Origin of the sequence: Pseudomonas sp. NFX98 (assembly GCF_047784845.1) — a bacterium.
Lineage (GTDB): Bacteria > Pseudomonadota > Gammaproteobacteria > Pseudomonadales > Pseudomonadaceae > Aquipseudomonas.
Window position 1 is genome coordinate 54,337 of record NZ_JBLNNF010000026.1, and the last position, 25,293, is coordinate 79,629.

The following is a 25,293-nucleotide window of genomic DNA, read 5'->3' on the forward strand; positions in this document are numbered from 1 at the left end:
TATGCAGTGGACTACCGCTTGCCCTGACTGGTGGCGGCGTCTCTCTGCGGGTGAGTCGATTATTCCGGCGCCGCTGTTTCCATTGGAGGCCGAGGAAAGCCTCGAAGTTTTCAAGGGCCTGAAGATTGTCGATGCACCCGGTAGCCCAACGATTGAGTCTGCATGCGCGCCTTGGGTTCTGGCGTTTGCCGGTGCCGTGTTCGGTAGCTACAACAGTGAGACCGGCGAACGGCTGATTCGGGAGTTCATGCTTTGCATCCCGAAGAAGAACAGTAAGTCGACGATCGCGGCGGCGATCATGCTGACCGCCTTGGTACGCAATTGGCGGCTCTCGGCCGAGTTCATCATCCTGGCTCCCACCAAGGAGATTGCGGATAACGCCTTCGTCCCGGCCAAGGACATGGTGAATAACGATGATGAGCTGAAAACGCTGCTGCACGTCCAGCCGCACCTGCGGCTCATTACCCACCGAGAGACGGGAGCCACGCTTAAGGTTGTGGCAGCAGACAGCGACGTGGTCGGTGGTAAGAAAGCCGTCGGCGTTTTGATTGATGAAACATGGCTGTTCGGCAAAAACCCGAAAGCGGCGGACATGATCCGCGAGGCTACCGGTGGCCTGCTGTCCAGGCCCGAAGGTTTCATCATTTGGTTGACGACGCAATCGAACGAACCGCCGGCCGGTGTCTTTAGGTCGAAGCTGAACTATGCCCGCGGCGTGCGGGATGGCCGGATCGATGACAACCGCTTCCTGCCGATCATCTACGAATTTTCTCAGGAGATGATCAAAAGCGGCGACGCGCGCAAGCCTGAAAACTTCCACCTGGTCAATCCGAACATCAACTACTCAGTCGACCGGCCAACGCTGGAACGCTTGTTTATGCAGGCGGATATAGACGGCGAGGCAGAGGTCCGGGGGTTCCTGGCCAAGCATCTGAATATCGAGATCGGCTTGGCGTTGATGTCTGATAACTGGGTCGGCGCCGAGTTCTGGGAACCGCAAGCAAAGCCCGGCCTGACGCTGGACCAGCTCATTGAGCAGTGTGAAGTAATTTCCGTTGGTGGGGACGGTGGCGGTCTTGACGACCTGCTTGGCCTCGCTGTGATTGGTCGAGTGCGTGAGTCGCGAACCTGGTTGCACTGGGCTCACGCGTGGGCACACCCGTCTGTGTTGGAGCGACGTAAGTCTGAGGCGCCTCGCTTGCTGGACCTCAGCGCAACGGGCGACCTCACCCTCGTTGACAAGATCGGCGATGACGTTGAGCAACTGGCCGCCGTGGTGGCGAGGATTAACGACGCCGGTCTGTTGGATAAGGTCGGCCTAGACCCCGCGGGAATCGGCGCAGTACTCGATGCGTTGGCTGAAGCCGGCGTTCCGGAAGACAAAATCATAGGTATCTCACAAGGCTGGAAGCTGACTGGCGCGATCAAGACGACCGAACGCCGCCTGGCTGACGGGTCGCTTCTGCACTGCGGACAGCCGCTGATGGCATGGGCTTGTGGGAACGCGAAGGGCGTGCCCTCGGCTAACGCTTTCCTCATCACCAAGCAAGCATCCGGCACCGCAAAAATTGACCCGCTGATGGCCACATTCAATGCCGTCTCGCTGATGGCTTTAAACCCTCAGCCCGAGAAGTCTCTCTCGGATCACATCATGAAGCACGGAATCAGGACGCTCTGAATGAAGCTAATCAAAAGCATTGGTCGCCTGTTCGGGTCCAAGGGCGATCCGCAAATTATTGATACATCGGACAAGCTGGCTCAGGCGCTCGGGGCGGGATATGAAAGCGATTCAGGGCAACGTGTAACGACGACTAGCGCGATGCAGCAATTGGTGGTTTTCAATTGCGTCCGAGTACTGGCCGAGTCAATCGGAATGTTGCCTTGTCGATTACTCAAGCAGACCGGCAAGGTCCGGCTTCCTGCAACTGCACACCGTTTGTTCCCGTTGCTGTCGATGGCACCCAACGGCTACATGACTGCCCAAGAGTTCTGGGAGATGTTGGTGGCTTGCCTGTGCCTTCGCGGCAACTTCTTCGCCTATAAGGTCGTCGCTCTCGGCAACGTCGTTGAGCTGTTGCCGATCAACCCTGACATGGTCAAGTCCAAACTCAAGGACGACTGGACTGTTGAGTACACGGTGACCTTCAAAACTGGGGTGCGAGTACTCACCCAGGATGAAATTTGGCATGTGCGATTGTTCACGCTTGATGGCCTGAATGGCCTTAACCCTATTGCTTATGCGAGGCAGGCCCTTGGTTTGGGCCAAGCGATGAATGCTCACGCGGCGAAGCTTTTCACCAACGGAGCAGTCGCGAGTGGTGTTCTTTCTACCTCTGAGCAACTGACAGACGCGGCTTTCGATCGGCTGAAAACTCAGTTTCAAGGTGAGCACATGGGGGTGGCCAACGCCTATAAGCCGATGATTCTGGAAATGGGGCTCGACTGGAAACCCATCAGCCTCAACGCTCAAGACACTCAGTTCATCGAGTCGAAGAAACTGACGGAGTCGCAGATCTGCGGACTGTTCCGTGTGCCACCGCACCTGGTAGCGAGCATGGAGCAAATGACGCTAAACAATATTGAGCACATGGGAATGAGCTTCGTGAACTACTCGCTGGTTCCAATCATGACCCGTATCGAACACCGCATTCAGGTTGGCCTGCTCAACGAAAAAGACCGTCTGACCCATTACGCCAAATTCAACGCAGGTGCCTTGATGCGTGGCGATCTGAAGGGGCGGTATGAGTCCTACGGCAAAGGTATCCAGTGGGGGATCTTGAGCCCCAACGACTGCCGCGAACTTGAGGACGAAAACCCCCGTGAGGGCGGCGATATCTACCTCACTCCGATGAACATGACTACCAAACCAGAGGCTGCCGGCGATGCAGACAAAACAGCGTCTTGACGTGCCGCTGACCATTAAATCGGTCAGCGACAGCGGCGAGTTCGAAGGCTACGGGTCCGTGTTCGGCGTCGTGGACAGTTACAGCGATGTGGTTGTGCGCGGGGCCTTTACTGCCAGCCTGGCCAGATGGAAAGAAAAGGGCCGCCTGCCAGCCATGCTCTGGCAGCACCAAATGAGTGAGCCGATCGGCATCTACACCGAAATGCGGGAAGACGACGTTGGCTTGTATGTGAAGGGGCGACTGTTGGTTGAGTCGGATCCGCTTGCCAAGCGAGCTCACGGACACATGCAGGCCGGTAGTCTGACCGGGTTATCCATCGGCTATCTGCTCGAGGATGACGGTTACGAGTACGACAGGGAGAAGGGCATTTGGATCTTGAAGGCGATCGATTTGTGGGAAGTATCCCCGGTCACCTTTCCGGCCAACGACGAAGCCCGGATCACCGACGTGAAATCTCTGCTGGCCCGCGGTGAAACGCCACCGCCCAGCAAAGTGGAGCGAGCCCTTCGAGAGGTCGGGTTTTCTGGCTCCCAAGCCAAGGCCTTTATGGCAAAAGGCTACGGCGCAGTATCACCGCGAGAGGCGGGTGCCGGCGAAGCACTGCAATCCATTAAATCCCTGATTGACCGAATGTAAGGAGCCTCTCATGGCTGTTGAAATCAAAGATGTGCAGGAAGTTGCCGAAGCGCTCGGCAAGAAGTTCGACGAGTTCAAAGAAAAGAACGACAAGCGAGTCGATGGCCTGGAAGCCGAAAAGAGCAAGTTGTCCGGCCAAGTCGACACGCTCAACGAAAAGCTGGGCGAACTGGACGACCTGAAAAGCAACCTGGAGAAGGAGTTGCTGGCGCTGAAGCGTCCGGACGGTACAGGCACCAAGGAAGCCAGCGAGCACAAGACTGCGTTCATGCAGTTTGTGCGTAAGGGCGTCGATGCGGGGCTGGGCGAACTGCAAGCCAAGGCGCTGCAAATTGGCGTCGAAGCCGATGGCGGTTATGCGGTACCGGAAGAGCTCGACCGTACCATCATCGAACTGTTGCGAAATGCTTCCCCGATGCGTCAGGTGTGTGGACAGATTACTGTCGGTACCGAGGACTATAAAAAACTGGTTAGCCTGGGCGGCGCCGGTTCGGGTTGGGTAGGTGAAACCGATGCGCGGCCGGCAACTGGCACACCGACCTTGGCGCCACTGTCGGCGTTCATGGGCGAGATTTATGCCAACCCGCAAGCCACGCAAAAAAGCTTGGACGACATGTTCTTCGATCCGGAAAATTGGTTGAACGATGAAGTGTCGCGCGAGTTCTCTGAGAAGGAAGCGAATGCGTTCTTGCTCGGCAACGGGGTCAACAAGCCAAAAGGGCTGCTGGCTTACGAAATGACGCTGGAGAGCGATAAGGTTCGCGCCTTTGGCAAACTGCAAAAGCTAATTTCTGGCGTAGCGGGCGGGATCACCGGCGACAAGTTGATCGACTTGGTGCAATCGTTGAAGGCCGGTTACCGCCAGAATGCCACGTTCATGATGAACAACCTCACCGTCGGCATGGTGCGAAAGCTCAAGGATGCGGAGGGCAACTACCTGTGGCGCCCGGGTCTGGAGTTGGGCCAACCATCCAGCCTGTTGAGCTATGGCATCACTGAAAACGAAGACATGCCCGATGCAGCGGCGGATGCCAATGCGGTCACGTTTGGTGACTACAAGCGCGGCTATTTGGTCGTGGATCGCATCGGTACCCGAGTGTTGCGCGACCCCTATACCAACAAGCCATACGTTGGTTTCTACACCACCAAGCGCGTCGGCGGCATGCTGGTCGACTCCCAGGCCGTGAAGGTTTTAACCCTCAGCGCAGCGTAATTGTGTAGGGCGTCTTCGGGCGCCCGTTCAACGGAGGATGTATGCCAATTATTTCCGTGAAAAAGCCGTTCCCGTTTGCAGTGGACGGCAACCAGGTAGTTGAGATCCCGGCTGGCGATCAGAATGTGTCGGAGCGCTGCGCTCTGGTAGCGGTTGAGCATTTGGGCGTGGCCGAATATCTCGACAGGCAGTTGCAGTCGAACCTGCGTGTGGATGGCCCGACCATCGTCGAGTTTATCGAGGCGGGATATCTGGCGTCGAACTATCCACCTGAGGGCTATGAATCGCGCAGCTCAAAAGAAGAGATCGACGCAGCGGTCCAGGCGCAGACAGAGGCTGAAGCCGAAACTGATCCGCTCAAAATGACGGTGCCCAAGCTGAAGGAATGGCTAACCGCCAAGGGAATCGACTTCGACGCCGGAGCCAATAAGCCAGCGCTCCAGGCATTGGTTCCTACCAATGCTTGAACTGCCCATCGTCAAGGCTCACTTACGGGTCGACCATGACGATGAAGATGCGTTGATTGAGGGCTACACGGAGGCAGCCCTCAGCGCTTTCGAGACCTGGACCAATCGCAAGCTGATCGACCCGACCGAAGCTTTGCCAGATCCCGTCGGCAACGCGTTGTTGATGACCAGAGCGATCAAGCAGGGGGCGCTGTTGCTGATCGGTCACTGGTACGGCAGCCGTGAAACTGTGGTGATCGGGACCATCACCGCGGAGCTGCCGATGGCAACCAATGCGCTTTGGAAGCCTCATCGCTGGGTGAATTTATGAGAGCCGGCCCAATGAAACACCGTTGTGTGCTTCAGGCGCAGGTGCGAGTCCCGAACGGCTCGGGCGGTTTTGATGTCACCTGGTCGGAGATCGGCAAGTTGTGGGCAGAAATCACACTGCCCACCGGCCGTATTACGCCGGTGGCCGAGCAGTTGTCCGCCATGGTTACCGCCGAAGTCCGTGTCCGTCCCCGCCGCGATGCAGTCGCCGGCACTCGCTTGGTTGAGGTGGTTGACGGTATCGCCACAACCTACCTGATCGAAGCAGCATTGCTTGATAACGACCGAACAATGCTTCGGCTTCTGTGTTCAAGCGTACCCAATCCATAGAGGTGAATCATGAACGTTATTGCCTTAGGCATCCTGTCTGGCGCCACCGGCGACCGGGAGAAGGGTGAGGAGTTCACGGTTGACGCGAAGCTGGGTGAAGACCTTGTCGCACGCGGCCTGGTTGAGAAGGTGACTGAGCTCGCGCCAGTCGCTGAAAAGGCCAGCAAGGCCAAGGGATAGCTCATGGCTGCCCGACGATCCCGCATGTCGGGAGACTTCAAGTTGCGTCGGACCCTGCGCAACATCCATTCCACAATGGACAACGAGTTGGTAGGGGTGATGAAGCAAAGCGCTGACCAAATCCTGGCCACGATGAGGCAACTTATCCCCAAGGACACCGGTGCCGCATCCGCAGCGCTGAAGGTGTTTGTTTCTAAAAGTGGTCTGAACGCGGAGATCGGCATTCGGGGCAAGCGTGACACGCAACGTTTCTTCTATCTGCGCTTCCTCGAGTACGGCACCAAGGGCTACAACGGCACCCTCTACCGGCGGGCTGATCGAAACTCGGTAGGTGGTGAGCACACCAACAACCGAGACAAGTCGAAGCTATCCGGGCGCCGCAATGCGTTGCGTGCGCGGGACACCAAGAACAAGTCTGACGGCACCACGTTCTACGGCAAGTACCCGGATATCCCGGCCCGACCGGCTCACCCTTGGCTGCGGCCCGCAAAAGACGTGAACCGGGACTTTGTACTGGCGAACATTCGTGCCGCGGTCGCTGAAACGTTACGCAAGGCGAGCGAGGGAATGAGCAATGGCTGATCCATCCGTTGCATTGCAGGAGGCACTGTTCGCGCGGTTAGAGGCCGAGGTTTCATGCCCGGTCTACGACGGCGCTCCAATGGATTCGCCCATGCCGTATGTCTCGTTTGATCGGGAGATATCCACTAACAGCTCGCCCATCGCAGGCAGGAAGCGTGAGCAACGCCTGATATATCTGTCTGTTTGGTCTGATGCCCATGGCCAAGCCGAAGTTAAGCGAATTCTCGGTGAAGTTGTCGCGGCTCTGGACGAGCGCCGATTACCTCTGCAGGTCGGCCGCGCCGTCTCGGTTAGGGTCGAACAGTCCGACGCCCAGCGCGATGCTGATGGCGTTACGTATCAGGGATCAATCACGGTCCGCGTTATCACTACTCATTAAATCCCAACACCGGCCGCCCCGCGGCTTTATCCAATGTGCCTTTGGAGGAACCCCCATGGCCGATGACAACCTCAACACCGCCGCCGGATGCCGATTCTCGATCGGCAGCAAAAACGGCGCGGACACCGAAGCGCTCTACAAGGCTGATACCTATGTCGAGGTCGGGGAGATCGAAGACCTTGGCGAGTTTGGCGACACCTTCAGTTCGGTGAACTTCACTTCGCTGCGCGATGGCCGGGTACGCAAGTACAAAGGCACGGCCGATGCCGGCGACCTGACCTTGACGGTCGGCCTGGACAACGGCGACCTCGGGCAAGCCAAGTTGAAGGTGGCGCACAAGGATCGCAGCAAGGGCGACTACAACATCAAAGTCACCCTGAACGATGGCGATCCTGATGCTACCCCAGCCATTTTGCCAACCACGTTCTACATGCGCGGCAAGGTCATGAACAACACCGTCGCTGCGGGCGCCGCTGACAACGTGGTTCGCCGCAACGTCACGATCGGCATCAACTCCGACATCCTCGAAATCCTCCCGACGTAATCGGCGGGGCCTCGGCCCCAGCCCTTTAAGGAACTGGTCCATGAGTAAAACCCTGTTCGGCTCCACCAAGATCACACTCGACGGCGAAGACTACGAACTGGTGCCCACCTTGGCGGCAGTACGCAGTATTGAGGCGCACTTCGGCGGATTGCGCGGCGCGTCGCAAGCTGTGAATGCACTCAGCGTTGGCGGTTGCGCCGTGATTATCGCCGCCGGCGCAGATTTGTCCGGCAAGGCTGCCGATGCTGTCGCAGAAATCGTTTGGCAAACCGGTGTTTTGGAGGTGTCCATTGCACTCAATCCATTTCTGGTAGCCCTGTACAACCCGCGAGGCTCTGGCGGGGGAAAGCCTCAGGCGGCGAAGGAGTAAGCGCTGTCGAGGACGGCAGCTATGTGGACAGATTGTACGCAGTGGCCACGGGCTGGCTGGGTTGGTCACCCGATACAGCCTGGCGCACTCCGCTCCCTGAGTTGTTTCTGGCCATGGATGCCCGGATCGAATGGGCTCAGATGACCAACCCATTCGGTGGTAAACCGGCCGAGCCGAAGGAAAAGCCGAAACCATCTACCGTAGCTGCCAAGCTGCGCCAAGCGCTGACGGGTCGACAGCGATAATTCACCAGTGCTGCAGCAGGCTTTTAGCTGTTCCCTTTGTGGTGGTAGATTGCCGTCACCTACAGGGAGGGTTAAATGTGCAAAAAGCGATATGCGTGACCGCGATGGCTCTGATGATGGCGGGCTGTGAAACCACACAGGTTTCCCCGGATCAGGCAAGGCAGGTGTCCACCTCCGATGTTTATGCGTTTGGGCGTCAGAAGAGCCCAGACGACGCGAGGATTGTATTCACCCAGGATGCGGGCGCGATTAGTTGTTTGGGCGCGGGGATGTCTGTTTACCTTGATGGTCAGCTTGCAGCAAAGACGAGTCATGGTAAAAGCGTAAAGCTCTACCATGCACCCGGTCCCGCTCAACTCAGTATCAAAAACAATGCGATGTGCGCTGGCGGAGATTTGAGCGGTCTGCTGCTTGAACTTAAACCAGGTTACTCCTATCAGGTTCGCGGCTACCGGGGAACATGGGATAAGCCAGAGCCTCTATTGACCACGCCTGCACCATTCAAGTACTCCAAGAAGTGAGACGTAATCGCGGGGCTTGTTTTTTACAGCCTTGCGGATTGCAGTGTGTTCAAAACAACCCGCTCCGGCGGGCTTTTTTTTGCCCGGAGAAACCATGGCTGATACAGACGTTCAGGGAATGCTGGTCCGCATTGAAGCGACCACCGCACAGCTACGTCAGGAAATGGCGCGCGCGGACTCCAGCGTCGCCCAGGCGTCTGGCAAGATCGACAAGAGTCTGGGGCATATCGATGAGGCTTTTGATCGTGCTGGCGAAAGCGCTCAAAGCGCCGCTGGATTAATCAAAAGTGCCCTAGCAGCGGCCATTGGCACCGCATCTATCAGCAAGATCATTGAGACGGCAGACTCCTACGGTCAAATGTCCGACCGCATCGGCATGGCCACCAGCAGCGTTGCCGAATACGACGTTGTTCAGCAGCGACTTATACAGACCGCGCAGCGCACTTACCGTCCGCTGAGTGAAGCGCAAGAACTCTACATCCGGACGGCTGACAGTTTGAAGTCGATGGGCTACGACACCGGCCAGGCGCTGGATGTCATGGACAGCTTCAGCTTTCTGTTGGTGACCAACTCGGCCTCGGCTGACAAGGCCAGCTCGGCAATCGATGCTTACTCAAAGGCACTGCAAACCGGGAAGGTTGAAGCTGATGGCTGGCAGTCGATTCTCGCGGCCATGCCGACGGTGGTTGACACCATCGCCAAATCTACCGGTAAGACAGCAGAAGAAATCCGCAGCCTCGGTGCCCAAGGTAAGCTCAGTCTGGACACCCTAACTGAAGGCCTCCAAAAATCAGCTAAAGCGAACGGCGTCTTGGCAGACAGCATGAGCGTAGCGGTGCGAGATGCGGTTCAAAATCTTTCCAATTCGTTCACTCTGTATATTGGTCGTTTGAATGAATCAAATGATTTCACAGGTGTGCTGGCGAAAGGGCTTGGTGCGCTGGGTGAGAACTTCGAAACCCTGGCCGACGTAGCAATCTTCGCGGCGATTACGGCGCTGTCTCGATATAGCGTAAGCGCCGCGGCATCAGCAGTCACTGCGGCTAAGTCAGCCTATCAAGATGTGGTTGCCCGCAAAGCCCAGGCAACTGCGGTCCTGCTCGCTGCACAGGCCGAGCAGCAGAAAGCGCAGACAACGGTCTTTCTTGCTGAAAAGGAAGCGGTGGCCGCGCGCGGTACCGCCGTCCAGACGCAATTGTCGTTGCAGCTCGCCGAAGCCAGGATGGTGGAGACACGCGCGACCAATGCAGTGGCTGCCGCGCAGGCTGGGGTTGGGCGTGCTGGTGTTGGTCTGCTCGGAATTCTGGGCGGCCCAGTTGGTGTTGCTGCGCTTGCTGTCGGGGCGGCAACAGCATTCCTCACGCTGCGCGACAATACCAGCGTGTTGGAACAGCAATTGGGGGATTTGAATGACCCGCTCGACAAGCTGACAGAACGATTCAATAAGCTCAACCGGGCTACCCAATCTGTCACCTTGCGAGAATTGCGGGCCTCGATAGCAGACACCGAAAAGGACCTCTCTGCTGCTGCCGGCTCGATTGCTTTCGAATTCCAAGCCGGTTTGACTAACGCCGGTTTGGCAGGTGCTTCCGGATTTATGGGGGGCATTGCTCCACTACCCGCCGAGTTTCAATCGGCAATGGACATCGTCAATAAGGCTGTTGCTGATTCCGCGACAGGGCAAGCGGTAGATTGGAAAGCTGTTGCTGATCAGGTCAGGCTGATTCCTGGCGTTACTGAAGAGATGGCCCAATCTATCGAGACTGGGCAGATCAAGGTTTCCGACCTCACGTCCATCCTCGATAAACAGCGGCAGACGCTGGCTGAGCTTATTGGTGAGACTGACGCCAATACCGCGGCGCGGGGTAAGAACAACGCCGCAATCGCTGCGGCCGATCAGGTCGGCCAGAAGTATCTCGAGCAATTGCAAAAGCAGCTCGGTGCAGCCAAGGACAAAACGGCCCTGGAGGCGGCGAACAGATTCATTGCCGAGAACACCGACCTCACCGAAGGCATGATCGTTGCGATCCGCTCGACGGCCGCCGCCAAGGACGCGCAAAAGGCTGCCGATGATGCTGCCACTAAGGCCGCGAAAAAGAACACCAGCGAATCTGAGTCGGCAGCCAAACAGCAGCTTAAAGCGTTCGAGTCGACCGAGGAAAGTTACAAACGCCAGATCGAGCTGATCAACACCACCGGCGACAAGCAGAAGGACGCCACCGAAGTCGCAAAGCTCTCGTTTGAATTGCAGGAGGGGAAGCTTGGCAAGCTGACTGAGGCACAGAAAAAACGTTTGCTCGGCATGGCCGCCGAACTGGACGCACTGAACAAAATCAAGAAAGCCAATGAAGACGATCTGAAACTGACCGCCTTCAAAGCCGCACAAGCCACAGGCACGCAGACTACGCAGGATGGTTTCGATCAGGAGCTGGCCGGCATCGGCATGGGTGATAAGGCGCGTGACCGCATGCGTGCTGATTTAGCGCTTCGGCAAAAATACGCCGCCGATCTGGCAAGTTTGAACGAACAGCGAAACACCGGGCAGATTTCGCCAGAGCTCTATGCCAGCGAAACGAAGGTTCTGCAAGATGAGCTCGACAAGCGCTTGCTCGCGCAGCAGAGCTATTACGGCCAAGTTGATGCGGCGCAATCCAGCTGGGCAAACGGTGCTTCGGACGCGCTACAGAACTACGTCGACCAGGCCGCCGATGTCGCGGGCCAGACACAGGCGCTGTTCAGCAGCGCGTTCAGTGGGCTCGAAGATGGCATCGTGAACTTTGTAAAGACTGGCAAATTGTCATTCAAGGACCTGGCGAACTCGATCATCGAGGACTTGATTCGGATCCAGGTACGCCAAGCCGCCGCCGGTTTTTTGAGTAGCGCTTTCAGTGCTTTTACCGGTGGCGGTGGTGGCGGTACCGGGACGATGACCGGCTTCAGTGAGGGCGCTATGGTTCCGAATGCCAAAGGTGGTGTTTACAGTTCGGCCAGCCTTTCGTCGTATTCGGGCGGTGTCTACAACACACCACAGACCTTTGCCTTCGCAAAAGGCGCCGGCATCTTTGCTGAGGCGGGGCCAGAAGCAATCATGCCGCTGACCCGGGCGGCGGACGGATCGTTGGGTGTTCGCGCAGTTGGGGGGGCGAGGTCTGAGGACGTTGTTGCCGGTGATACTTCAACCGTGACGGTTGGGGGCGTTACGCAATACATCTCCGTGCAAGGGAATGCCGACGACGCGACGCTCGCCAAGATTCAGGACGCGGCCCGTCGCGGTGCCGAGGGTGGCTATCAGTTGGTACTCAAAGACCTCAAGCAGAACGGACCAGCCCGTCAGTTAATCAATCGCCGGTAACCGGCTGTAGGAGTTCTCATGGCTATCGCTTGGCCGGCTTCACTGTGGCCGTCGCAAATGACGTGGGGCATGGTCTACAACAACCGGACGTTCACGTCGACGCTCTCCAATGCCCAGCAAATTGTTGGTTACCCGGGGGCTTACTGGCAATGCACATTGAGTTTCGAAGGTCTGTTTGATGAGGATGAAAGGGAAGTTACGGCGCTGCTCGGCAGACTGCAGGGAATGTATGGAACAGTGAACCTGCCAGCTTTTACCAGGACCAGAGACGATGACATTGGGTCACCGGTGATTGTCACGGCGAATGCTCAAGCAACCAGCATGACGATCGGCGGTGTCACTCCGAGCGCGAAGGTTTTTTCCTTCGGTGACTACATCACCATCGCTGGCGAGATGTTCGAGGTGGTGGATGATGCAGTTTCAAACGGTCAAGGCCGGGTGCTGGTGTACCTGAACAAGCGGATTCGCCGAGCAATAGTGGCTGGCTCTGTTGTGGAGTACCGAAATCCTTACTCCGAAATGCGTCGAAGCGATGACACCAATCAATTGACCGTGCAGCCACTGGTGGCCAATGGCAGTTTTCAGTTCAGGGAGGCCTTCTGATGCCGTCAGCATTTCCTTTCAGTCAGAGCGTGGTGAACATCATCGCCACGGGCAAGTTCATGCCGGTATACGCCGTTCAGCTCGACTTCGTCGACGGCATGGTCTTCGCGCACACCGGCACTGGCGACTTGGTGATCGACGGAGTCACGTACCAAGGCGTGGGTAACTTCGGCCAGGTGAGCCAGTCGCAGGAGAGCGACAACTCGGGTTCGCCTATGTCGGTCGATCTCACGCTCAGCGGCCTGGATTCCTACATCCTCTCTGAAACGAACGTGCGCGGCTGTCGCGGGCGATCGGCGAAAGTCATGTTCGTGGTGTTCGACGAGGCGGGTAATTACGCGGCTGACATCTTGTTTTCCGGACGCATGGATGCAGCCAAGTTTTCGTTCGCCGGTAATGGCCAGGAAGGCAATGAAATTACCGTCCCGGTCGTTGACCGCATGGCGGAGTGGAGTCGCACCGGAACCGAACGTTTCACGGACGAGAACCATCGCGCGCGCCATGGTGGTGATCGCTTCTTCTACGCGATCGCTCAGATGTCCGAATGGCCGATCTATTGGGGCTCCAATAAGGATGCCCCGACCTTCATTTATGGAAGTTAGTCATGCGCCACCGAGATTGGACAACACGTCTGAATACAGTGATCAAGGCCGCTCAAGAGCGGCCTTTTTCATGGGGCGAATTTGACTGCTGCCTATTCGCTGCGGACTGCACGGCTGCAATTTGTGGTGTCGATCCTGCCGAGAACTACCGCGGCAAGTACACGACGGAAACCGGTGCCAAGCGGCAACTGAAGAAGCAGCACGGCAGTCTCGAGGCTGCGTGGGATACCCACTTTGTGCGAGTGCCGCTGGGCTTCATTCAGCGGGGTGACGTGGTGCTGTACGACGCACCCGGCGGCCGAAGCATGGCCGTGTTCTGGGCTGGTGAGTATTGGGCAACAACCGACGACGGCGCGGCCCGTGTCGTATGCGAGCCACTGGCCGCGTGGAGGGTTGAATGAGCGGCGGCGTTAAAAAAATTGCGCAAGTGGCCATCGGCGCCGTTATTGGTTTTGTCCAAGGTGGACCGGTAGGCGCCGCGATTGGTGCCGGGTTGGCGTTCTATGCCTCCGAGCAGCAAGAAAAACTCAACACCAAATCGCCGCTGCGTGATAACGAGCCATCCGCACAAACAGTGCGATCGTCGAAGGCTCCGGTACGTTTCATTCTCGGCCGTGTTTCAACCGGTGGGGTTCTGGTGTGGGCTCAGGAACAGGCGGGCGTTCAGGGTGAGGGCGAATGGCTGCACTTGGTGTATGTCCTGTGCGAAGGCCCGATTGCGGCACTGGAAAACATCTACCTTGGCGAAGAGGACATCAGTTCGTTCGGTGATCAGGCGAGTTATGAGCTGGTCGTCAATCCGACCCAGGTCAATGCCTTTCTAAAGGCTAATTGCCCGGACTGGAAGGACAGCCAGATCGGGCGCGGCCTGTCCTTCGTGCGTGTGTCGCTTCGCTACAGCGCGGAGAAATTCCCGTCGGGTATTCCTGACACACGCTTCGTGGTTCGCGGTCGCAATGATATCTACGATCCGCGCACCGGCACTGCCGTCTACAGCGCCAATACCGCGCTTCATCTGCTCTGGTTTTTGCGGACACGCTGTGGTGTGCCGGACAGCGAGATTGTGTTCGCAACCTTCGCCAGCGCGGCCAACGTTTGTGACGAAGCCCTGACCAATGCCGACGGATCTACAAGCCAGCGCTACCGCACAGGATGCGTGATCGGGGCTGATGAGCAGCGCACTGGGGTGCTGCAAAAGCTTGAGGCTGCCTCTGGCGGTCGCCTGATTCGTGTCGGTGGGCGCTGGATGTTTCAGGCTGGCGCCTACTACGGGCCATACGATTTTGAGATTACCGAAGACATGGTGATCGGTACGGTCACAGGCAGTACCGAGCCCACCAATGATTCGGCAATCAATACCGTTCGAGGTACCTTCATCGATCCGGATCAATCATGGACGGAGACTGACTATCCAGAGGTCAGCGTCGCTGAGTGGATCGTGGAGGATGGTGGCGAGGCGGCGGAAACGCTCACGTACTCTTATGTCACCAATCCCTACCAGGCCCAGCGCTTGGCGAACATGGAATTGCGCCGCCGGCGCGCGGGTGGGGTAATCAGCATCCCGATGAACTTCTCGGGTTACAACTGCCGTCCAGGCCGTGTAGTCCGTGTCAACCTGCCGTCGCTGAACATCCTCGGCGAATTCATCGTTACAAACTGGTCGATGGGTGATAACGAGGGTTGCAACGTTCAGGTGCAGCAGTACGAAGCAGCGATCTTCGATGATGCCGTCGGCCAACCGTACAATCCGATCGGGTTTATCAATTTGCCTGCGGGTGGGTTGGGGTCACCAACCAATCTCGCCTGGACTCAGGACACCACGGCAGAGGTTACTCAGGGCGTACTGTCATGGCTCCCGCCGACGGGCATCGTGAAGGAATACATCCTCATCGTTCGACAGGGTGCGACCGCAATTCAATCGCACAACGTTCCATCCACGTCGACGGAGTGCGCAATCAGCGGGTTGCCATCGGGTAACTACACCATGAGTGTAGCGGCAGTCGGTCCCATGGCGCGATCCGGCGAAGCAACGATCACGGTCAGCATCAACGGACCGCCTATCCCAGAGTCCTGCGTGGTTCAGTCCTCGATCGACAACATCGTGCTGATCCCGGGAAACGCCCAGAACGGTTTGAATGGCGGGACATACGAGTACTTTTTCAGCACGCAACCCACGGCCACTGCTGAAGATGCCTCCTATCTTGGGCAGGGACTGTCGTTCACTCACACAGGCCTCGGCTTCTGGACGAACTATTACTATTTCATCCGCTCCTCCAACGCCTACGGCAAGAGTGATTTCCTTTTTGTTCCAGCCCAGACCTCAAATGACGTCTCGGCGTATCTGGCGGCGCTCGCCGGCAAGATCACCAGAACCGAGTTGGGCGAGGACCTGCAGGACGAGATCGACAAGATCCCCGACCTTCAGGACCAGATCGATTCGCTCGACGGCCTGAAGGGCTACGACCCTGAGCGGGTTTACCTGAAGGGCCAGATGATCGTCGACAATGGCCAGATTTATCAGGCCGTGCAACCGGTGCCGATTGAAACACCCCCGCCAAACCCCTTGTATTGGGCTGATGTGGGCGATCTTATCGAAACGGCCAATGGCCTGGCCGAGCAGGTGGCGACCCACACGACCGAAATCAGTGAGCTCGACGGCGTTGTCACCGCGCAAGCAAGCGCCTTCCAGGCTCTGCGCGCCTCGTTCCGTGACGATGATGGGGAAGGCGATCTAGCCGACGCGTTGAAGGGTTGGAGCAGTACGGCGGCAATCGCTGGCGAGGACCGGGTGAGGGCCTCGGAAAATCTGGCGACGGCACAATCTATCCGGACAGTGTCTTCCGCTGCGGGAGAAAACCAGGCGGCGGTCACCGATTTGCGGCAAACCGTGGCCACGGACAAGGAAGCCACCGCGACAGCGATCACTCAGGTGACTGCAAAGATCGGCGAGAACACCGCTGCCATTCAGGAAACGGCAACGGCCTACGCAAACACCGCCGGCAAGCTGTCGACGATGTGGTCGGTGAAGATGCATCTGACCGTCGACGGCAAGTATGTTGCCGCAGGTATCGGGCTTGGCATCGAGGACACCGGAGCCGGATTGCAAAGCCAGTTTTTGGTGAGTGCGGATCGGTTCGCCATCGTCAACACCATTGCCGGTGGAGCCATCGCGGTGCCGTTCGCGGTACAGAACGGCCAGGTGTTCATGAACTCGGCGTTTATCCAGGACGGCAGCATCACCATGCTGAAGATTGGCCAGTACCTGCAATCCGACAATTACATTGCGGGAGCGCTGGGCTGGCGTCTGGATAAGGCCGGCAATCTGGAGTTCAACGGCCCGGCGCCGGGAGGTGGCCGTCTGACGATGACTAACCGCGCGATCAAGGTTTACGACCAGAACGGAATCAAGCGCGTGCAACTGGGGGATCTCGACGCATGAGTTACGGCGCGCGGGTTTGGGATGAGAACGGCAACCTTGGTATGGATACCAACAGCTTCACTTACCAGGTGCTCTGGCAGGGCGTGATCGACTTCAGCGGAGCCACGCCCAGCTACTCAATCAGTATTCCCGGGTTCAACCCGGCCAATTGCGTGTTCATGATCATTCCGACGAGGGTGCAGGACGTGCAATCAGCGGAGAACGACGGCTTGGGCAACACGAAGTCATACCCCTATGTCACCACTGGCGCTGGGGTTGTGACCGTCCTACCGAAAAATCCCTCAGCTGCCGCAGGTGTCACCCCGACACGGATCGTCGCCAAGGGCTACGCGATAAGGTTTTCAACATGAGCTATGGCTTCCAAAGCATCAATGACAATGCCTTTGTTCAGATTGACTCCGAAGCCCCGCGGCTCTGCTTGCTGACAAGAGGGGCGTATTCAGGGACTACCGATGCGTCGGGGGTGTTTGCCAGGGCAATCACGAGCCAGGATCCACCATTGGTGTTCATCCGCCCGGATGCGGGGGTGATGCAAGTTCCGATATCCGTGTGGTTCACCGGTGGCCCGGGAAACTGGACAGGGTTCAGCATCAAGGCCTCCAACGTCACGGCAACGCTAAGCGGTCAGTATTTCGTGGCTGCTTGGGCATCCATGGGCACCGCGGCGTATGGCATGCGTCTGTGGGGGCCTAATGGTGCGCTGGTGTATGACAGCGGGGCGCCGGCGGTGGTGGTGACCTACGCCGCAGGCAACTGGGTTTACATCGGCGACGAGGTGCTGATTGTGGGGCGCCGCTACATCTGGGCCATTAACAAGCTGCTGGGTGCCGGGGAGTACATCTCGCTCAATCCCTTCGCCATGAACTGCCACAACGCCTCTACGGGTGGTGGCTGCGCGCTGGGCGTCGATTACGCCAATGGCCAAATCAGGATGTACAGCCTCGCAACAAACGCCTGGACCGACCAAGGTCACCGGCCATTTCTCTGCGCCAAGCTACTGGCCTGAGCACTTTTCTTCTGGAGATACTCAATGCCCTGGTACAAATCAGGAACGGTCTCTGTCGCCTTGAATTCGAACGCCGTCATCGGCGCCGGCACGGCTTTTCTTTCCAATGGCCGTGTGGGTGACGGTTTTCGTGGGCCAGATGGCGGGTGGTACGAGATCACCAACATCGCCAGCGACACGGCAATGTCTATTGCGCCGAACTACCAAGGCGCGACCAGTGCCGCCGGTTCCTACGCTATTGCACCGCTGCAAGGCTATGTGAAAGATTCGGCTGATGCACTGCGTGCGCTGGTCAATCAGTTCGGTGGTGTGCTCGGGGTGCTTGGAAACACGCCGACGCAGGCAGGAGTGCGAACAGCACTCAATCTGACCACGTCGGATGGTTTGACCGAGGGTGCGGCAAATCTGTATTTTTCCGCCGCGAGGGCGATTGCTTCGGCATTGACCGGATTTGTTACCACGACCGGTTCGCCGGTGGTCGCTACTGACAGCATCGTGGTGGCAGCCGGCAAGCTGCAAGCCCAGGTGTCGGCGGCGCTGCCCAAGGCGGGTGGCACGCTGAGTGGGCCAATCAATGATGCACCCGCCACACCGATTGCCTCCGCTGCAACAGTGGACATTGGCGCCGCGACCTCAGGTGTCATCGCGATCAGTGGTAATACCCCCATTACCGGATTGGGCTCAATAGCGGCAGGAGCGAGGCGCACCGTTAGATTCTTGGGGTCTCTCCTTCTGACCCACAATGCCGTTTCGCTGATCCTACCGACAGGCGCGAGCATCACCACGGCGGCGAACGACACTGCGGAGTTTTTAAGCCTCGGTGGTGGCAACTGGATTTGTCTTCGGTACAACCCGGCAAACGGCAAGTCGGTGGCATTCAGCTTTGATCGGACAAACATCGTCGGCACCGTTTCTCAGTCGGGCGGCACCCCAACAGGGGCGGTCGTCGAAACCGGGACCAATGCCAGCGGCACCTATATCAAGTTCGCTGACGGAACGATGATTTGTCGGCGCACAGTTATTTTTAGCGCGATTCCGATCACCACGGCAGCCGGCAGCCTTTTTTACTCTGCAGGTGGCATTCCAGGTTCTGGCTTCGCGGCCAACTTTGTTGCCGCCCCAGAGGTTGTGATCAACATCAAACCGGCAGGTGGCGTCGTGTGGCACACGGTCTTGGGTAACGCCAGTATCTCCAGCGGACCAAGTTTGTATCTGGTTGCTCTCAGCTCGCTGACCATCGATGTCGCGATTTCTCAAATCGCTATCGGGAGGTGGTTCTGATGCGCATTGTTCTTGCACCGCAACGCAGGGATGACCTGCTGGAGGTCGTGAAGTCCGGCGACAGCCTCAATATCAATGGTGAAACTTACGATTTTTCCCCGATGGGCGAGGGCGATTCCTTGCCTTTGTCTGCCATCAACAGCGGCTGGTTCGCTGGCCCCGTAGAGCGGGTTGACGGGCAGCTGACGGTTACTTTGTTTTTGCCCAATCCTTTTAACTTCAGCCCTGAGCAGGCGTTTCCGGTACCACTGGTAAACGTGCCGGACGGGCCAGTGGTGTTTCCCGGACCATTGCCGGAATTCGCAGCAGAAATGGAAGCGGAGGAGGGGGAATGAATATCGACTGGAGTCAGCTCGTTACCCGAGAAATGAAGGAGCAGGCGAAGGCTGTCCAGGCTCTTGCCGCAGTCGTCGCCGAAAACGCCAAGCGCCGCGCCATCGCGGACGCGGCCATTACGCCCCTGCAGGATGCCGTAGACATCGATGACGCCACCGTCGCGGAAGTCGCATTGCTCAAGGCGTGGAAGAAATACCGAGTCGCATTGAGCCGGCTGCCTGAGCAACCCGGGTACCCAACCACTATCGAGTGGCCGGCCGTTCCCGCCTGAGCATCGATGAAGACCGACACCCGCCAGCGAGCGGGTATTTTTTTGCCTGGAGAAAAGCAATGACCGTAACTGACAATGACCGCGACATCCTCGCCAGAACTCTGTGGGGCGAGGCCCGCGGCGAAAGCCTGGCGGGGCAGATCGCCGTGGCATGGACCATTCGCAATCGGGTGGACGATGGCAAAGCCAAGTCGTGGTGGGGTGAGGGCTATGCCGGGGTTTGCCAGAAGCCGTATCAGTTCAGTTGCTGGAACAAGAGCGACCCGAACTACGCGTTCCTGATCGGCATAAAACAGATCTCCTTCCGCGAGCTCGCGCAGGCGCGTATCGCTGCCGACCAGGTGATCGATGGGAAGGTGCCGGACCCTACCGACGGCGCCACACACTACTACGCGACCAGTATCAAGGCACCGCCATGGGCGGCGAAAGCGAAGCCAACCCTCAAGCTGGGCGGGCATCTCTTCTTCAAGGATGTGCCATGAGCCCGGCCGCACTGAAGCTTGCCGGGGTACTGGCGCTGCTGCTGATCACCGCCGGCGGCGTCTGGCAGGTACAGGACTGGCGCTACGGTCAGCGATTGTCCGACCTGGCTGGCCTGCACCAGGCCGATCTGACGGCCATCAGCAACGCGGCCGCCGTCCAGATGCGTGCAGACCATGACAAACGGCTAGCACTCGAGCAGCGCCTTTCTGCCAGCGACCAATCCCATCACGAGACTTTGACCAATGTGCAAAAAGACCAGGCTCGCTTGCGCGATCGCCTTGCCACTGCTGATTTGCGGCTGTCAGTCCTACTCGACACCAAGGATTCAGCCGGTGGCTGTTCAGTGCCAGCCGGTACCGGCGCCGGCAGCGTGGTTCATGGAGGAGCGCGCGCCCGACTTGACCCAGCGCATGCTCAACGAATTGTCGCCATTACCGATGAAGGCGACCGAGGACTGATCGCGTTGGCTGCGTGCCAGGCTTACGTGCGGGAGGTGGCAGGCTTGAAATGAAAAAACCCGGCTCAAAGGCCGGGCTTGGTACTACATTTATGCGTCGCAATGCAGCTTTTGCTGATCCCATCGTTTTGCCAACAACTCAAACTCTTGGAACAACGTATCGATCTGATTTTGTCGCCGAAGCTCCATGATGAACGCTTTCATGGCTCTCCAGTCGCGCATCACTTGGCTATATACAGCTCGCTTGTAGATGCTTTCATCTAGAGCGCCTTCCCGGATGCCGAGGGCGATAAATTCGTAGTTGTTGATTATCGACAGGATATGACTACGGGTTTCATCCTGAGCCTTGTCACGCGTTGCTAATGAGGTGAAATCACCGCCGTTGTTATGAATTGCCCCCACCGCTTTTTTGGACTCAATCAGGTTTTGATCAGTGCGCTGGGTCAACAGAAGGTCAATTGTGGCCCTTTGTTGGGATAGCTTTTCATTGTGGCTAATCGACTGGCGCGAAAGGCGTCCGTTGATAATGATTGTGACAACGGCGGCCCCCGCTCCTAACAGGATTACCGCCGTTTGTACCCAAAACCCTACGGTTTCACCGAGGTATAAGAGTGGCTGCTCTACGGCAACTGGATCCATTCAGTAGTCTTCCCATCCATCCCTTGCGAAGGTTTTCATTGCGGTTTCCTCTCTGGCGTGTGCAGTCCATCGCGCAATAGTGTCTCGAAAGATGTTACATCAATGAGACGAGCGAATCATGTGTCGCGACACGATTACGCAGATTTGAGAACGTGTCACGACACATGGTAGATGAAAGATTGGGGAATTGATTTGAGATATCAACCATCGAGCGTGTAGGAGAATGCTTACACGACGGGCGGCAATTCACGTGAAGGATCAGTACTGATCAGTGCCAATTTTGCTTGGTGAATGATTCTAGCCCAAGAATGCAAAGCCCCGAAGGTTCGCGGCTTCGCGGCTTCTGTTTTCGCCTCCATCCCTTAATGTCTGGCGAACGTGGCGGCGAGAATACCAGTGTTAAATCAGCGATTCACTACTGCGATGGATGAATTGTGTTCGTTCGGCAGGATGCCGGAGATGGGATTTGCAGCGGGGAATTCTTCCCCAAAACGCAACCGTTTGGACCAATGTTTATTGGGTTTAGAAGAGTCGCAAATGACGGTGCTTTTAGGGGCTGATTTCGAACTCAAGGCCTTGATTATAAAGGCCTTGTTTGAATCTTATGCGGCATCCCAGGCTTTGACACCGCAAAATCACTCCGGCGTCATCATCAGTGCGAGCGTCATCTTGATGAATTCCTCGTTTCGGTCGATCGCTTCCAGGGCGCCGCGGATGTTATCGGCAACATCGGCCGCGCCTCGTTGCTCGACCCAGTTAGAGAGCTCCATGATGGCGGCTTCCAAGGCGAGCTGATTTTCGTTGATTTTGTAGAGCAGGGAAGGGAGCAGGTCTGAATTTGGCATCGTGAATCCTCCGTGGAGTTTTCAGCGTAGCAGCAGTATTGCGAACTGACGAACGGTAGGCAGGACGCCGTAGGAGGGAATGAAGCTCGTACCAATTTTTGTACCACTGACCGTGTAAAGCAGGTCAAAACCGGGTATTCCAAAGTAAGGAAGTGCCCGGTTTCATTGGCCCTGATTACTTTGCCTTACCCATTTAGAATCGCCGTGTAATTCTGTTCCAGGGACATGAAACTACCTGTGGGATTTTACGCAAAGGGCAAGGGTACGGTGGCGGACACGACGCTGCAAGCGCGACGCATCAGCTTTACTCGTCGCGACCTTCCATCATGGTGCGTTTGAGCATCACATAAACCGCTCCCGCACCGCCGTGTTTCGCCTGGCACGAGGTGAAGCCAAGCACCTGCGGATGCTGGCGCAGCCACGTGTTGACGTGGCTTTTGATCATCGGCCGCTTGCCGTCAAGCCGCACGGCTTTGCCGTGGGTGACGCGCACGCAGCGGATTTCGAACTTGGTCGCTTCGGCCAGGAACGCCCAGAGGGTTTCCCGAGCCTTTTCCACGTTCATGCCATGCAGATCGAGACTGCCTTCGAACGGAATCTGGCCGACCTTTAGTTTGCGCATCTGGCTTTCCTGCACACCATCACGCGCCCACATCAGTTCATCTTCAGGGCCGACGTCGATGACGAACTGATCGGACAGCCCGTCGACGGTGGTGGCATCGGTGCGCACGGTGGCGGCTTGGCGCAGCTTGGCAATCTGCGCGCGGTCAGCCTTGGGTTTGCCGGTTTCGGCGCGATCGTGCTTGATCGGCTTGACGCCTTGGATCGCGCTTTTGAACAGGGAAAAATCGTCGTCTTGCATGTCAGCCTCCGCGAAGGGCGGCCAGTTTACCTAACTCGAAGCGAATGGGCGCGCGACAAAGTGCGCGGGATTCGGCCGCGACTTTGATCTCAATCGTGTTTTTTCATCAGGTGCGGGGACATGTTCAGCTCTCGCGACTGCCGCGAGCGGCGTCGGCAGCGGCGCCACAACCACACGCCCAGGTACAGCACGAACAGGCCAATCGCCAGAATCACCGCCGCACCGGCGCGGTTGGTGTTCAACTCGCCCAGGGCGGGTGCGTGGCCGAACAGGGCGGCGGCACCGGCCATGGCGAGCAGCACGCCACTCATTGCCAGCAACGCAGCAAACGCTGCGCCGATTCTAAAACGCCAGTTGCGTTGGCCTTTGGGCCGCAAGCGGCGAGCGTCAAAACCATCGGATAACTTCATTCCGACCTTCCTCAATGGGTATCGGCCCTTCGACCGGGAGTTGACCGGGATGTTCCTGAGGCTAAGGCAATTACGGCTAATGAGAGGCTTTTGCGGATGAGCGGCTATTTAGACCGCTCATGGAAGTATTCATCAGACCAGGTCGTTGGTCTGGGCGACGGCGGCAAAGTTGTCCGCCATGATCGCCATTTCGGTCTGCTGAACATGCTCGGCGCTCAGGACGCCGCCTTTGTATGGCAGATCGCGGGTGGCGCAGGCGTCTTCCACCAGGGTGCAACGGAAACCCAGGTTCTTCGCCGCGCGCACCGTGGTGCTGACGCTGGAATGGCTCATGAAACCGCAAACCACCAGGTCCACCGAACCCAGGTCTTCCAGGCGTTTTTTCAGATCGGTGCCGTGGAAGGCGCTCGGCAGGATTTTTTCAATCCTGATTTCGCCGGCAAGCGGCTCCAGCCCAGGAATGAACTGCCCGCGCTCGCCGCGTGGGTCGAACAACCCGCCGACAGTGCCGAGGTGGCTGACATGCACGATCGGCCGGCCGGCCGCACGGGCAGCAGTCACCAATTGCTTGATGTTCGCGACAGCCGCATCCATGCCGCTCAGGGCCAGGGGACCGCTGAGGTATTCTTTCTGGGCATCGATGATGATGAGGGTCGCATGACTCAGTTTGGCTGCCGGATAACCGCGGCCGCTGAGTTGAAACATCGTTTGTGGAACGGACATTCTGGGGCTCCTTGGAGTGGGGCTTTTGCGACATTGTCCTCTGGCTGAGCGCTTCTGTGAATCGCTACCATCGTAGGCACCGTCGTTACTGGCGTGCAGCGTTGTCAAGTGGTCCGTTTTGTTCAATCCCGAGCTGAAAAAAGAGAATAGTCCTACATCTGCCCCAGTGTTTTTCCTGCGTCGTCGTGGCGACGTTTGACTGATAGAATCGCCCGTCGATTTTTCTGGAGTTTGCCGTCGTGATCACTTCCCGCCTTCGCACCCTGCGTGACCATATCCGTTGGGCTGTCAGCCGCTTCCATGGGGAGGATCTGTTTTTCGGCCATGGCACCGACAACGCCTGGGACGAAGCCCGTCAACTCGTGTTGGGCGCGCTGCACTTGCCATGGGAAATCGCCGACAGCTATCTCGACTGCAATCTGGAAGAAGACGAACTGGTTCACGTGCAGTTGCTGCTCAAGCGCCGCATCGAAGAGCGCGTGCCGACCGCTTACCTGCTGGGTGAAGCCTGGTTCTGCGGCATGTCGTTCATTGTCGATGAGCGTGTACTGATCCCGCGTTCGCCAATCGGCGAGCTGATCGAAAACCGCTTCACACCGTGGCTGGGCACCGAGCCGGCGCGGATTCTCGACTTGTGCACCGGCTCAGGTTGCATCGGTATCGCCTGCGCCTACGAATTCCAGAACGCCGAAGTGGTGCTGGCCGACCTGTCGTTCGAAGCGCTGGAAGTGGCCAACCAGAACATCGAACGTCATGGCGTCGATGAGCGCGTCTACACCGTGCAGGGCGATGGTTTCGATGGCTTGCCGGGCCAGCGTTTCGACTTGATCGTGTCGAACCCGCCGTACGTCGACGCCGAAGATTTTGCCGATATGCCGGACGAGTACCAGCACGAACCGGAACTGGGCCTGGCCTGCGGTGACGATGGCTTGAACCTGGTGCGACGCATGCTCGCCGAAGCGGCGGATCACCTGGCCGAGAAGGGTTTGCTGATTGTCGAAGTGGGCAACAGCCAGGTTCACGTCGAGGCGTTGTACCCGGAAGTCGACTTCGCCTGGCTGGAATTCGAGCGTGGCGGGCATGGCGTGTTCATGTTGACTGCGGAGCAGTGCCGCAATCATCAGGCATTGTTCGCTTCCCGCGTTTAACCCTCAAAAACAAAAGATCGCAGCCTTCGGTGTAGTGGTTCAGTTTTTTTGAACCACTCTGTAGGAGCATTAGGCCGCTTGCTGCTCAAACAGCGCAGGCGGCAGGTGGTTCGAAGCGGAATGGCAACGGCGATGGTTGTAATGTGAGATGAAG

At 57.7% G+C, this 25,293-nt stretch carries 32 protein-coding genes; 27 read left to right on the top strand and 5 right to left on the bottom strand.

Annotated elements, in window-relative coordinates; genetic code table 11:
- The first annotated feature begins 1 nt into the window (after position 1).
- The 26 genes from ACM110_RS27380 to ACM110_RS27505 all read left to right on the top strand — a co-directional run bounded on the left by ACM110_RS27380 (position 2) and on the right by ACM110_RS27505 (position 20,566).
- Positions 2–1,678: a terminase large subunit gene (locus ACM110_RS27380; protein WP_416130213.1), complete on the top strand. Its 1,677-nt coding sequence runs from the start codon at positions 2–4 to the stop codon at positions 1,676–1,678.
- Complete coding sequence (locus ACM110_RS27385; RefSeq protein ID WP_416130214.1) at positions 1,679–2,905, top strand: phage portal protein; 1,227 nt, start codon at positions 1,679–1,681, stop codon at positions 2,903–2,905.
- Positions 2,883–3,542: an HK97 family phage prohead protease gene (locus ACM110_RS27390; RefSeq protein ID WP_416130215.1), complete on the top strand. Its 660-nt coding sequence runs from the start codon at positions 2,883–2,885 to the stop codon at positions 3,540–3,542. The genes ACM110_RS27385 and ACM110_RS27390 overlap by 23 nt, the downstream gene beginning before the upstream one ends.
- 10 nt (positions 3,543–3,552) lie before the next feature.
- Entirely contained in the window at positions 3,553–4,755 is a 1,203-nt protein-coding gene (locus tag ACM110_RS27395; RefSeq protein WP_416130216.1) for a phage major capsid protein, read from the top strand.
- Between the two features lie 41 nt (positions 4,756–4,796).
- On the top strand, positions 4,797–5,222 hold the full coding sequence (locus ACM110_RS27400; protein WP_416130217.1) for a HeH/LEM domain-containing protein: 426 nt from the start codon (positions 4,797–4,799) through the stop codon (positions 5,220–5,222).
- Entirely contained in the window at positions 5,215–5,532 is a 318-nt protein-coding gene (locus tag ACM110_RS27405; protein ID WP_416130218.1) for a head-tail connector protein, read from the top strand. The genes ACM110_RS27400 and ACM110_RS27405 overlap by 8 nt, the downstream gene beginning before the upstream one ends.
- Entirely contained in the window at positions 5,529–5,861 is a 333-nt protein-coding gene (locus ACM110_RS27410) for a head-tail adaptor protein (protein ID WP_416130219.1), read from the top strand. The genes ACM110_RS27405 and ACM110_RS27410 overlap by 4 nt, the downstream gene beginning before the upstream one ends.
- Before the next feature lie 9 nt (positions 5,862–5,870).
- Positions 5,871–6,041 carry a hypothetical protein gene (locus tag ACM110_RS27415; protein ID WP_416130220.1) on the top strand — a complete coding sequence of 57 codons (171 nt, stop codon included), beginning with the start codon at positions 5,871–5,873 and terminating at the stop codon, positions 6,039–6,041.
- Positions 6,042–6,044: 3 nt separating this feature from the next.
- Positions 6,045–6,623 (top strand): HK97-gp10 family putative phage morphogenesis protein, encoded by a 579-nt coding sequence (locus ACM110_RS27420; RefSeq protein ID WP_416130221.1) that lies wholly within the window; start codon positions 6,045–6,047, stop codon positions 6,621–6,623.
- Positions 6,616–7,002, top strand: coding sequence for a DUF3168 domain-containing protein (locus ACM110_RS27425; RefSeq protein WP_416130222.1), 387 nt, complete (start codon positions 6,616–6,618; stop codon positions 7,000–7,002). Before ACM110_RS27420 ends, ACM110_RS27425 begins: the two co-directional genes overlap by 8 nt.
- 55 nt (positions 7,003–7,057) lie before the next feature.
- Positions 7,058–7,546, top strand: a complete 489-nt coding sequence (locus ACM110_RS27430) for a hypothetical protein (protein WP_008061040.1) — start codon at positions 7,058–7,060, stop codon at positions 7,544–7,546.
- Positions 7,547–7,586: 40 nt separating this feature from the next.
- Positions 7,587–7,916: a hypothetical protein gene (locus ACM110_RS27435; protein WP_416130223.1), complete on the top strand. Its 330-nt coding sequence runs from the start codon at positions 7,587–7,589 to the stop codon at positions 7,914–7,916.
- Positions 7,917–7,957: 41 nt separating this feature from the next.
- Positions 7,958–8,161, top strand: a complete 204-nt coding sequence (locus tag ACM110_RS27440; RefSeq protein WP_416130240.1) for a hypothetical protein — start codon at positions 7,958–7,960, stop codon at positions 8,159–8,161.
- A 77-nt stretch (positions 8,162–8,238) separates the two neighbouring features.
- Positions 8,239–8,682 carry a hypothetical protein gene (locus tag ACM110_RS27445; protein WP_416130224.1) on the top strand — a complete coding sequence of 148 codons (444 nt, stop codon included), beginning with the start codon at positions 8,239–8,241 and terminating at the stop codon, positions 8,680–8,682.
- Between the two features lie 94 nt (positions 8,683–8,776).
- Entirely contained in the window at positions 8,777–12,034 is a 3,258-nt protein-coding gene (locus tag ACM110_RS27450; protein ID WP_416130225.1) for a phage tail tape measure protein, read from the top strand.
- Between the two features lie 18 nt (positions 12,035–12,052).
- Positions 12,053–12,637 (top strand): hypothetical protein, encoded by a 585-nt coding sequence (locus ACM110_RS27455; RefSeq protein ID WP_416130226.1) that lies wholly within the window; start codon positions 12,053–12,055, stop codon positions 12,635–12,637.
- Positions 12,637–13,239 carry a hypothetical protein gene (locus tag ACM110_RS27460; RefSeq protein WP_416130227.1) on the top strand — a complete coding sequence of 201 codons (603 nt, stop codon included), beginning with the start codon at positions 12,637–12,639 and terminating at the stop codon, positions 13,237–13,239. Before ACM110_RS27455 ends, ACM110_RS27460 begins: the two co-directional genes overlap by 1 nt.
- Positions 13,240–13,241: 2 nt before the next feature.
- The gene (locus ACM110_RS27465) at positions 13,242–13,640 is read left to right on the top strand and encodes a DUF6950 family protein (protein WP_416130228.1); all 399 of its coding nucleotides are present in this window, start codon (positions 13,242–13,244) and stop codon (positions 13,638–13,640) included.
- On the top strand, positions 13,637–16,678 hold the full coding sequence (locus ACM110_RS27470; RefSeq protein WP_416130229.1) for a DUF1983 domain-containing protein: 3,042 nt from the start codon (positions 13,637–13,639) through the stop codon (positions 16,676–16,678). The genes ACM110_RS27465 and ACM110_RS27470 overlap by 4 nt, the downstream gene beginning before the upstream one ends.
- Positions 16,675–17,028 carry a hypothetical protein gene (locus ACM110_RS27475; RefSeq protein ID WP_416130230.1) on the top strand — a complete coding sequence of 118 codons (354 nt, stop codon included), beginning with the start codon at positions 16,675–16,677 and terminating at the stop codon, positions 17,026–17,028. The genes ACM110_RS27470 and ACM110_RS27475 overlap by 4 nt, the downstream gene beginning before the upstream one ends.
- A 179-nt stretch (positions 17,029–17,207) precedes the next feature.
- Positions 17,208–17,684 (top strand): hypothetical protein, encoded by a 477-nt coding sequence (locus ACM110_RS27480; protein WP_416130231.1) that lies wholly within the window; start codon positions 17,208–17,210, stop codon positions 17,682–17,684.
- 24 nt (positions 17,685–17,708) lie between these two features.
- Positions 17,709–18,965 carry a phage tail protein gene (locus tag ACM110_RS27485; RefSeq protein WP_416130232.1) on the top strand — a complete coding sequence of 419 codons (1,257 nt, stop codon included), beginning with the start codon at positions 17,709–17,711 and terminating at the stop codon, positions 18,963–18,965.
- The gene (locus ACM110_RS27490; RefSeq protein WP_416130233.1) at positions 18,965–19,300 is read left to right on the top strand and encodes a hypothetical protein; all 336 of its coding nucleotides are present in this window, start codon (positions 18,965–18,967) and stop codon (positions 19,298–19,300) included. Before ACM110_RS27485 ends, ACM110_RS27490 begins: the two co-directional genes overlap by 1 nt.
- Entirely contained in the window at positions 19,297–19,572 is a 276-nt protein-coding gene (locus ACM110_RS27495) for a tail fiber assembly protein (protein ID WP_416130234.1), read from the top strand. The genes ACM110_RS27490 and ACM110_RS27495 overlap by 4 nt, the downstream gene beginning before the upstream one ends.
- 59 nt (positions 19,573–19,631) lie before the next feature.
- Positions 19,632–20,054, top strand: a complete 423-nt coding sequence (locus ACM110_RS27500; RefSeq protein WP_416130235.1) for a cell wall hydrolase — start codon at positions 19,632–19,634, stop codon at positions 20,052–20,054.
- The gene (locus tag ACM110_RS27505) at positions 20,051–20,566 is read left to right on the top strand and encodes a lysis protein (protein WP_416130236.1); all 516 of its coding nucleotides are present in this window, start codon (positions 20,051–20,053) and stop codon (positions 20,564–20,566) included. The genes ACM110_RS27500 and ACM110_RS27505 overlap by 4 nt, the downstream gene beginning before the upstream one ends.
- A gap of 36 nt (positions 20,567–20,602) precedes the next feature.
- On the opposite strand, the gene ACM110_RS27510 is transcribed toward ACM110_RS27505, so the two are convergent.
- The 5 genes from ACM110_RS27510 to ACM110_RS27530 all read right to left on the bottom strand — a co-directional run bounded on the left by ACM110_RS27510 (position 20,603) and on the right by ACM110_RS27530 (position 23,991).
- Positions 20,603–21,151, bottom strand: a complete 549-nt coding sequence (locus ACM110_RS27510) for a DUF4760 domain-containing protein (protein ID WP_348123399.1) — start codon at positions 21,149–21,151, stop codon at positions 20,603–20,605.
- A 635-nt stretch (positions 21,152–21,786) separates the two neighbouring features.
- Positions 21,787–21,996: a hypothetical protein gene (locus ACM110_RS27515; RefSeq protein ID WP_416130237.1), complete on the bottom strand. Its 210-nt coding sequence runs from the start codon at positions 21,994–21,996 to the stop codon at positions 21,787–21,789.
- 304 nt (positions 21,997–22,300) lie between these two features.
- Positions 22,301–22,858 carry a Smr/MutS family protein gene (locus tag ACM110_RS27520; protein ID WP_075948712.1) on the bottom strand — a complete coding sequence of 186 codons (558 nt, stop codon included), beginning with the start codon at positions 22,856–22,858 and terminating at the stop codon, positions 22,301–22,303.
- Positions 22,859–22,947: 89 nt separating this feature from the next.
- The gene (locus tag ACM110_RS27525; protein ID WP_338585477.1) at positions 22,948–23,268 is read right to left on the bottom strand and encodes a hypothetical protein; all 321 of its coding nucleotides are present in this window, start codon (positions 23,266–23,268) and stop codon (positions 22,948–22,950) included.
- A 132-nt stretch (positions 23,269–23,400) separates the two neighbouring features.
- On the bottom strand, positions 23,401–23,991 hold the full coding sequence (locus ACM110_RS27530) for a cysteine hydrolase family protein (protein ID WP_338585478.1): 591 nt from the start codon (positions 23,989–23,991) through the stop codon (positions 23,401–23,403).
- 239 nt (positions 23,992–24,230) lie between these two features.
- On the opposite strand from ACM110_RS27530, the gene prmB reads away from it, so the two are divergent.
- Positions 24,231–25,139, top strand: a complete 909-nt coding sequence (prmB, locus tag ACM110_RS27535; RefSeq protein WP_416130238.1) for a 50S ribosomal protein L3 N(5)-glutamine methyltransferase — start codon at positions 24,231–24,233, stop codon at positions 25,137–25,139.
- Positions 25,140–25,293: the final 154 nt, after the last annotated feature.

Bases quoted from the DNA above. Each gene is read 5' to 3' on its own strand.
- ACM110_RS27380 (WP_416130213.1), top strand. From the start codon at position 2: ATGCAGTGGACTACCGCTTGCCCTGACTGGTGGCGGCGTCTCTCTGCG.
- ACM110_RS27385 (WP_416130214.1), top strand. From the start codon at position 1,679: ATGAAGCTAATCAAAAGCATTGGTCGCCTGTTCGGGTCCAAGGGCGAT.
- ACM110_RS27390 (WP_416130215.1), top strand. From the start codon at position 2,883: ATGCAGACAAAACAGCGTCTTGACGTGCCGCTGACCATTAAATCGGTC.
- ACM110_RS27395 (WP_416130216.1), top strand. From the start codon at position 3,553: ATGGCTGTTGAAATCAAAGATGTGCAGGAAGTTGCCGAAGCGCTCGGC.
- ACM110_RS27400 (WP_416130217.1), top strand. From the start codon at position 4,797: ATGCCAATTATTTCCGTGAAAAAGCCGTTCCCGTTTGCAGTGGACGGC.
- ACM110_RS27405 (WP_416130218.1), top strand. From the start codon at position 5,215: ATGCTTGAACTGCCCATCGTCAAGGCTCACTTACGGGTCGACCATGAC.
- ACM110_RS27410 (WP_416130219.1), top strand. From the start codon at position 5,529: ATGAGAGCCGGCCCAATGAAACACCGTTGTGTGCTTCAGGCGCAGGTG.
- ACM110_RS27415 (WP_416130220.1), top strand. From the start codon at position 5,871: ATGAACGTTATTGCCTTAGGCATCCTGTCTGGCGCCACCGGCGACCGG.
- ACM110_RS27420 (WP_416130221.1), top strand. From the start codon at position 6,045: ATGGCTGCCCGACGATCCCGCATGTCGGGAGACTTCAAGTTGCGTCGG.
- ACM110_RS27425 (WP_416130222.1), top strand. From the start codon at position 6,616: ATGGCTGATCCATCCGTTGCATTGCAGGAGGCACTGTTCGCGCGGTTA.
- ACM110_RS27430 (WP_008061040.1), top strand. From the start codon at position 7,058: ATGGCCGATGACAACCTCAACACCGCCGCCGGATGCCGATTCTCGATC.
- ACM110_RS27435 (WP_416130223.1), top strand. From the start codon at position 7,587: ATGAGTAAAACCCTGTTCGGCTCCACCAAGATCACACTCGACGGCGAA.
- ACM110_RS27450 (WP_416130225.1), top strand. From the start codon at position 8,777: ATGGCTGATACAGACGTTCAGGGAATGCTGGTCCGCATTGAAGCGACC.
- ACM110_RS27455 (WP_416130226.1), top strand. From the start codon at position 12,053: ATGGCTATCGCTTGGCCGGCTTCACTGTGGCCGTCGCAAATGACGTGG.
- ACM110_RS27460 (WP_416130227.1), top strand. From the start codon at position 12,637: ATGCCGTCAGCATTTCCTTTCAGTCAGAGCGTGGTGAACATCATCGCC.
- ACM110_RS27465 (WP_416130228.1), top strand. From the start codon at position 13,242: ATGCGCCACCGAGATTGGACAACACGTCTGAATACAGTGATCAAGGCC.
- ACM110_RS27470 (WP_416130229.1), top strand. From the start codon at position 13,637: ATGAGCGGCGGCGTTAAAAAAATTGCGCAAGTGGCCATCGGCGCCGTT.
- ACM110_RS27475 (WP_416130230.1), top strand. From the start codon at position 16,675: ATGAGTTACGGCGCGCGGGTTTGGGATGAGAACGGCAACCTTGGTATG.
- ACM110_RS27480 (WP_416130231.1), top strand. From the start codon at position 17,208: ATGCAAGTTCCGATATCCGTGTGGTTCACCGGTGGCCCGGGAAACTGG.
- ACM110_RS27485 (WP_416130232.1), top strand. From the start codon at position 17,709: ATGCCCTGGTACAAATCAGGAACGGTCTCTGTCGCCTTGAATTCGAAC.
- ACM110_RS27490 (WP_416130233.1), top strand. From the start codon at position 18,965: ATGCGCATTGTTCTTGCACCGCAACGCAGGGATGACCTGCTGGAGGTC.
- ACM110_RS27495 (WP_416130234.1), top strand. From the start codon at position 19,297: ATGAATATCGACTGGAGTCAGCTCGTTACCCGAGAAATGAAGGAGCAG.
- ACM110_RS27500 (WP_416130235.1), top strand. From the start codon at position 19,632: ATGACCGTAACTGACAATGACCGCGACATCCTCGCCAGAACTCTGTGG.
- ACM110_RS27505 (WP_416130236.1), top strand. From the start codon at position 20,051: ATGAGCCCGGCCGCACTGAAGCTTGCCGGGGTACTGGCGCTGCTGCTG.
- ACM110_RS27510 (WP_348123399.1), bottom strand. From the start codon at position 21,151: ATGGATCCAGTTGCCGTAGAGCAGCCACTCTTATACCTCGGTGAAACC.
- ACM110_RS27515 (WP_416130237.1), bottom strand. From the start codon at position 21,996: ATGCCAAATTCAGACCTGCTCCCTTCCCTGCTCTACAAAATCAACGAA.
- ACM110_RS27520 (WP_075948712.1), bottom strand. From the start codon at position 22,858: ATGCAAGACGACGATTTTTCCCTGTTCAAAAGCGCGATCCAAGGCGTC.
- ACM110_RS27525 (WP_338585477.1), bottom strand. From the start codon at position 23,268: ATGAAGTTATCCGATGGTTTTGACGCTCGCCGCTTGCGGCCCAAAGGC.
- ACM110_RS27530 (WP_338585478.1), bottom strand. From the start codon at position 23,991: ATGTCCGTTCCACAAACGATGTTTCAACTCAGCGGCCGCGGTTATCCG.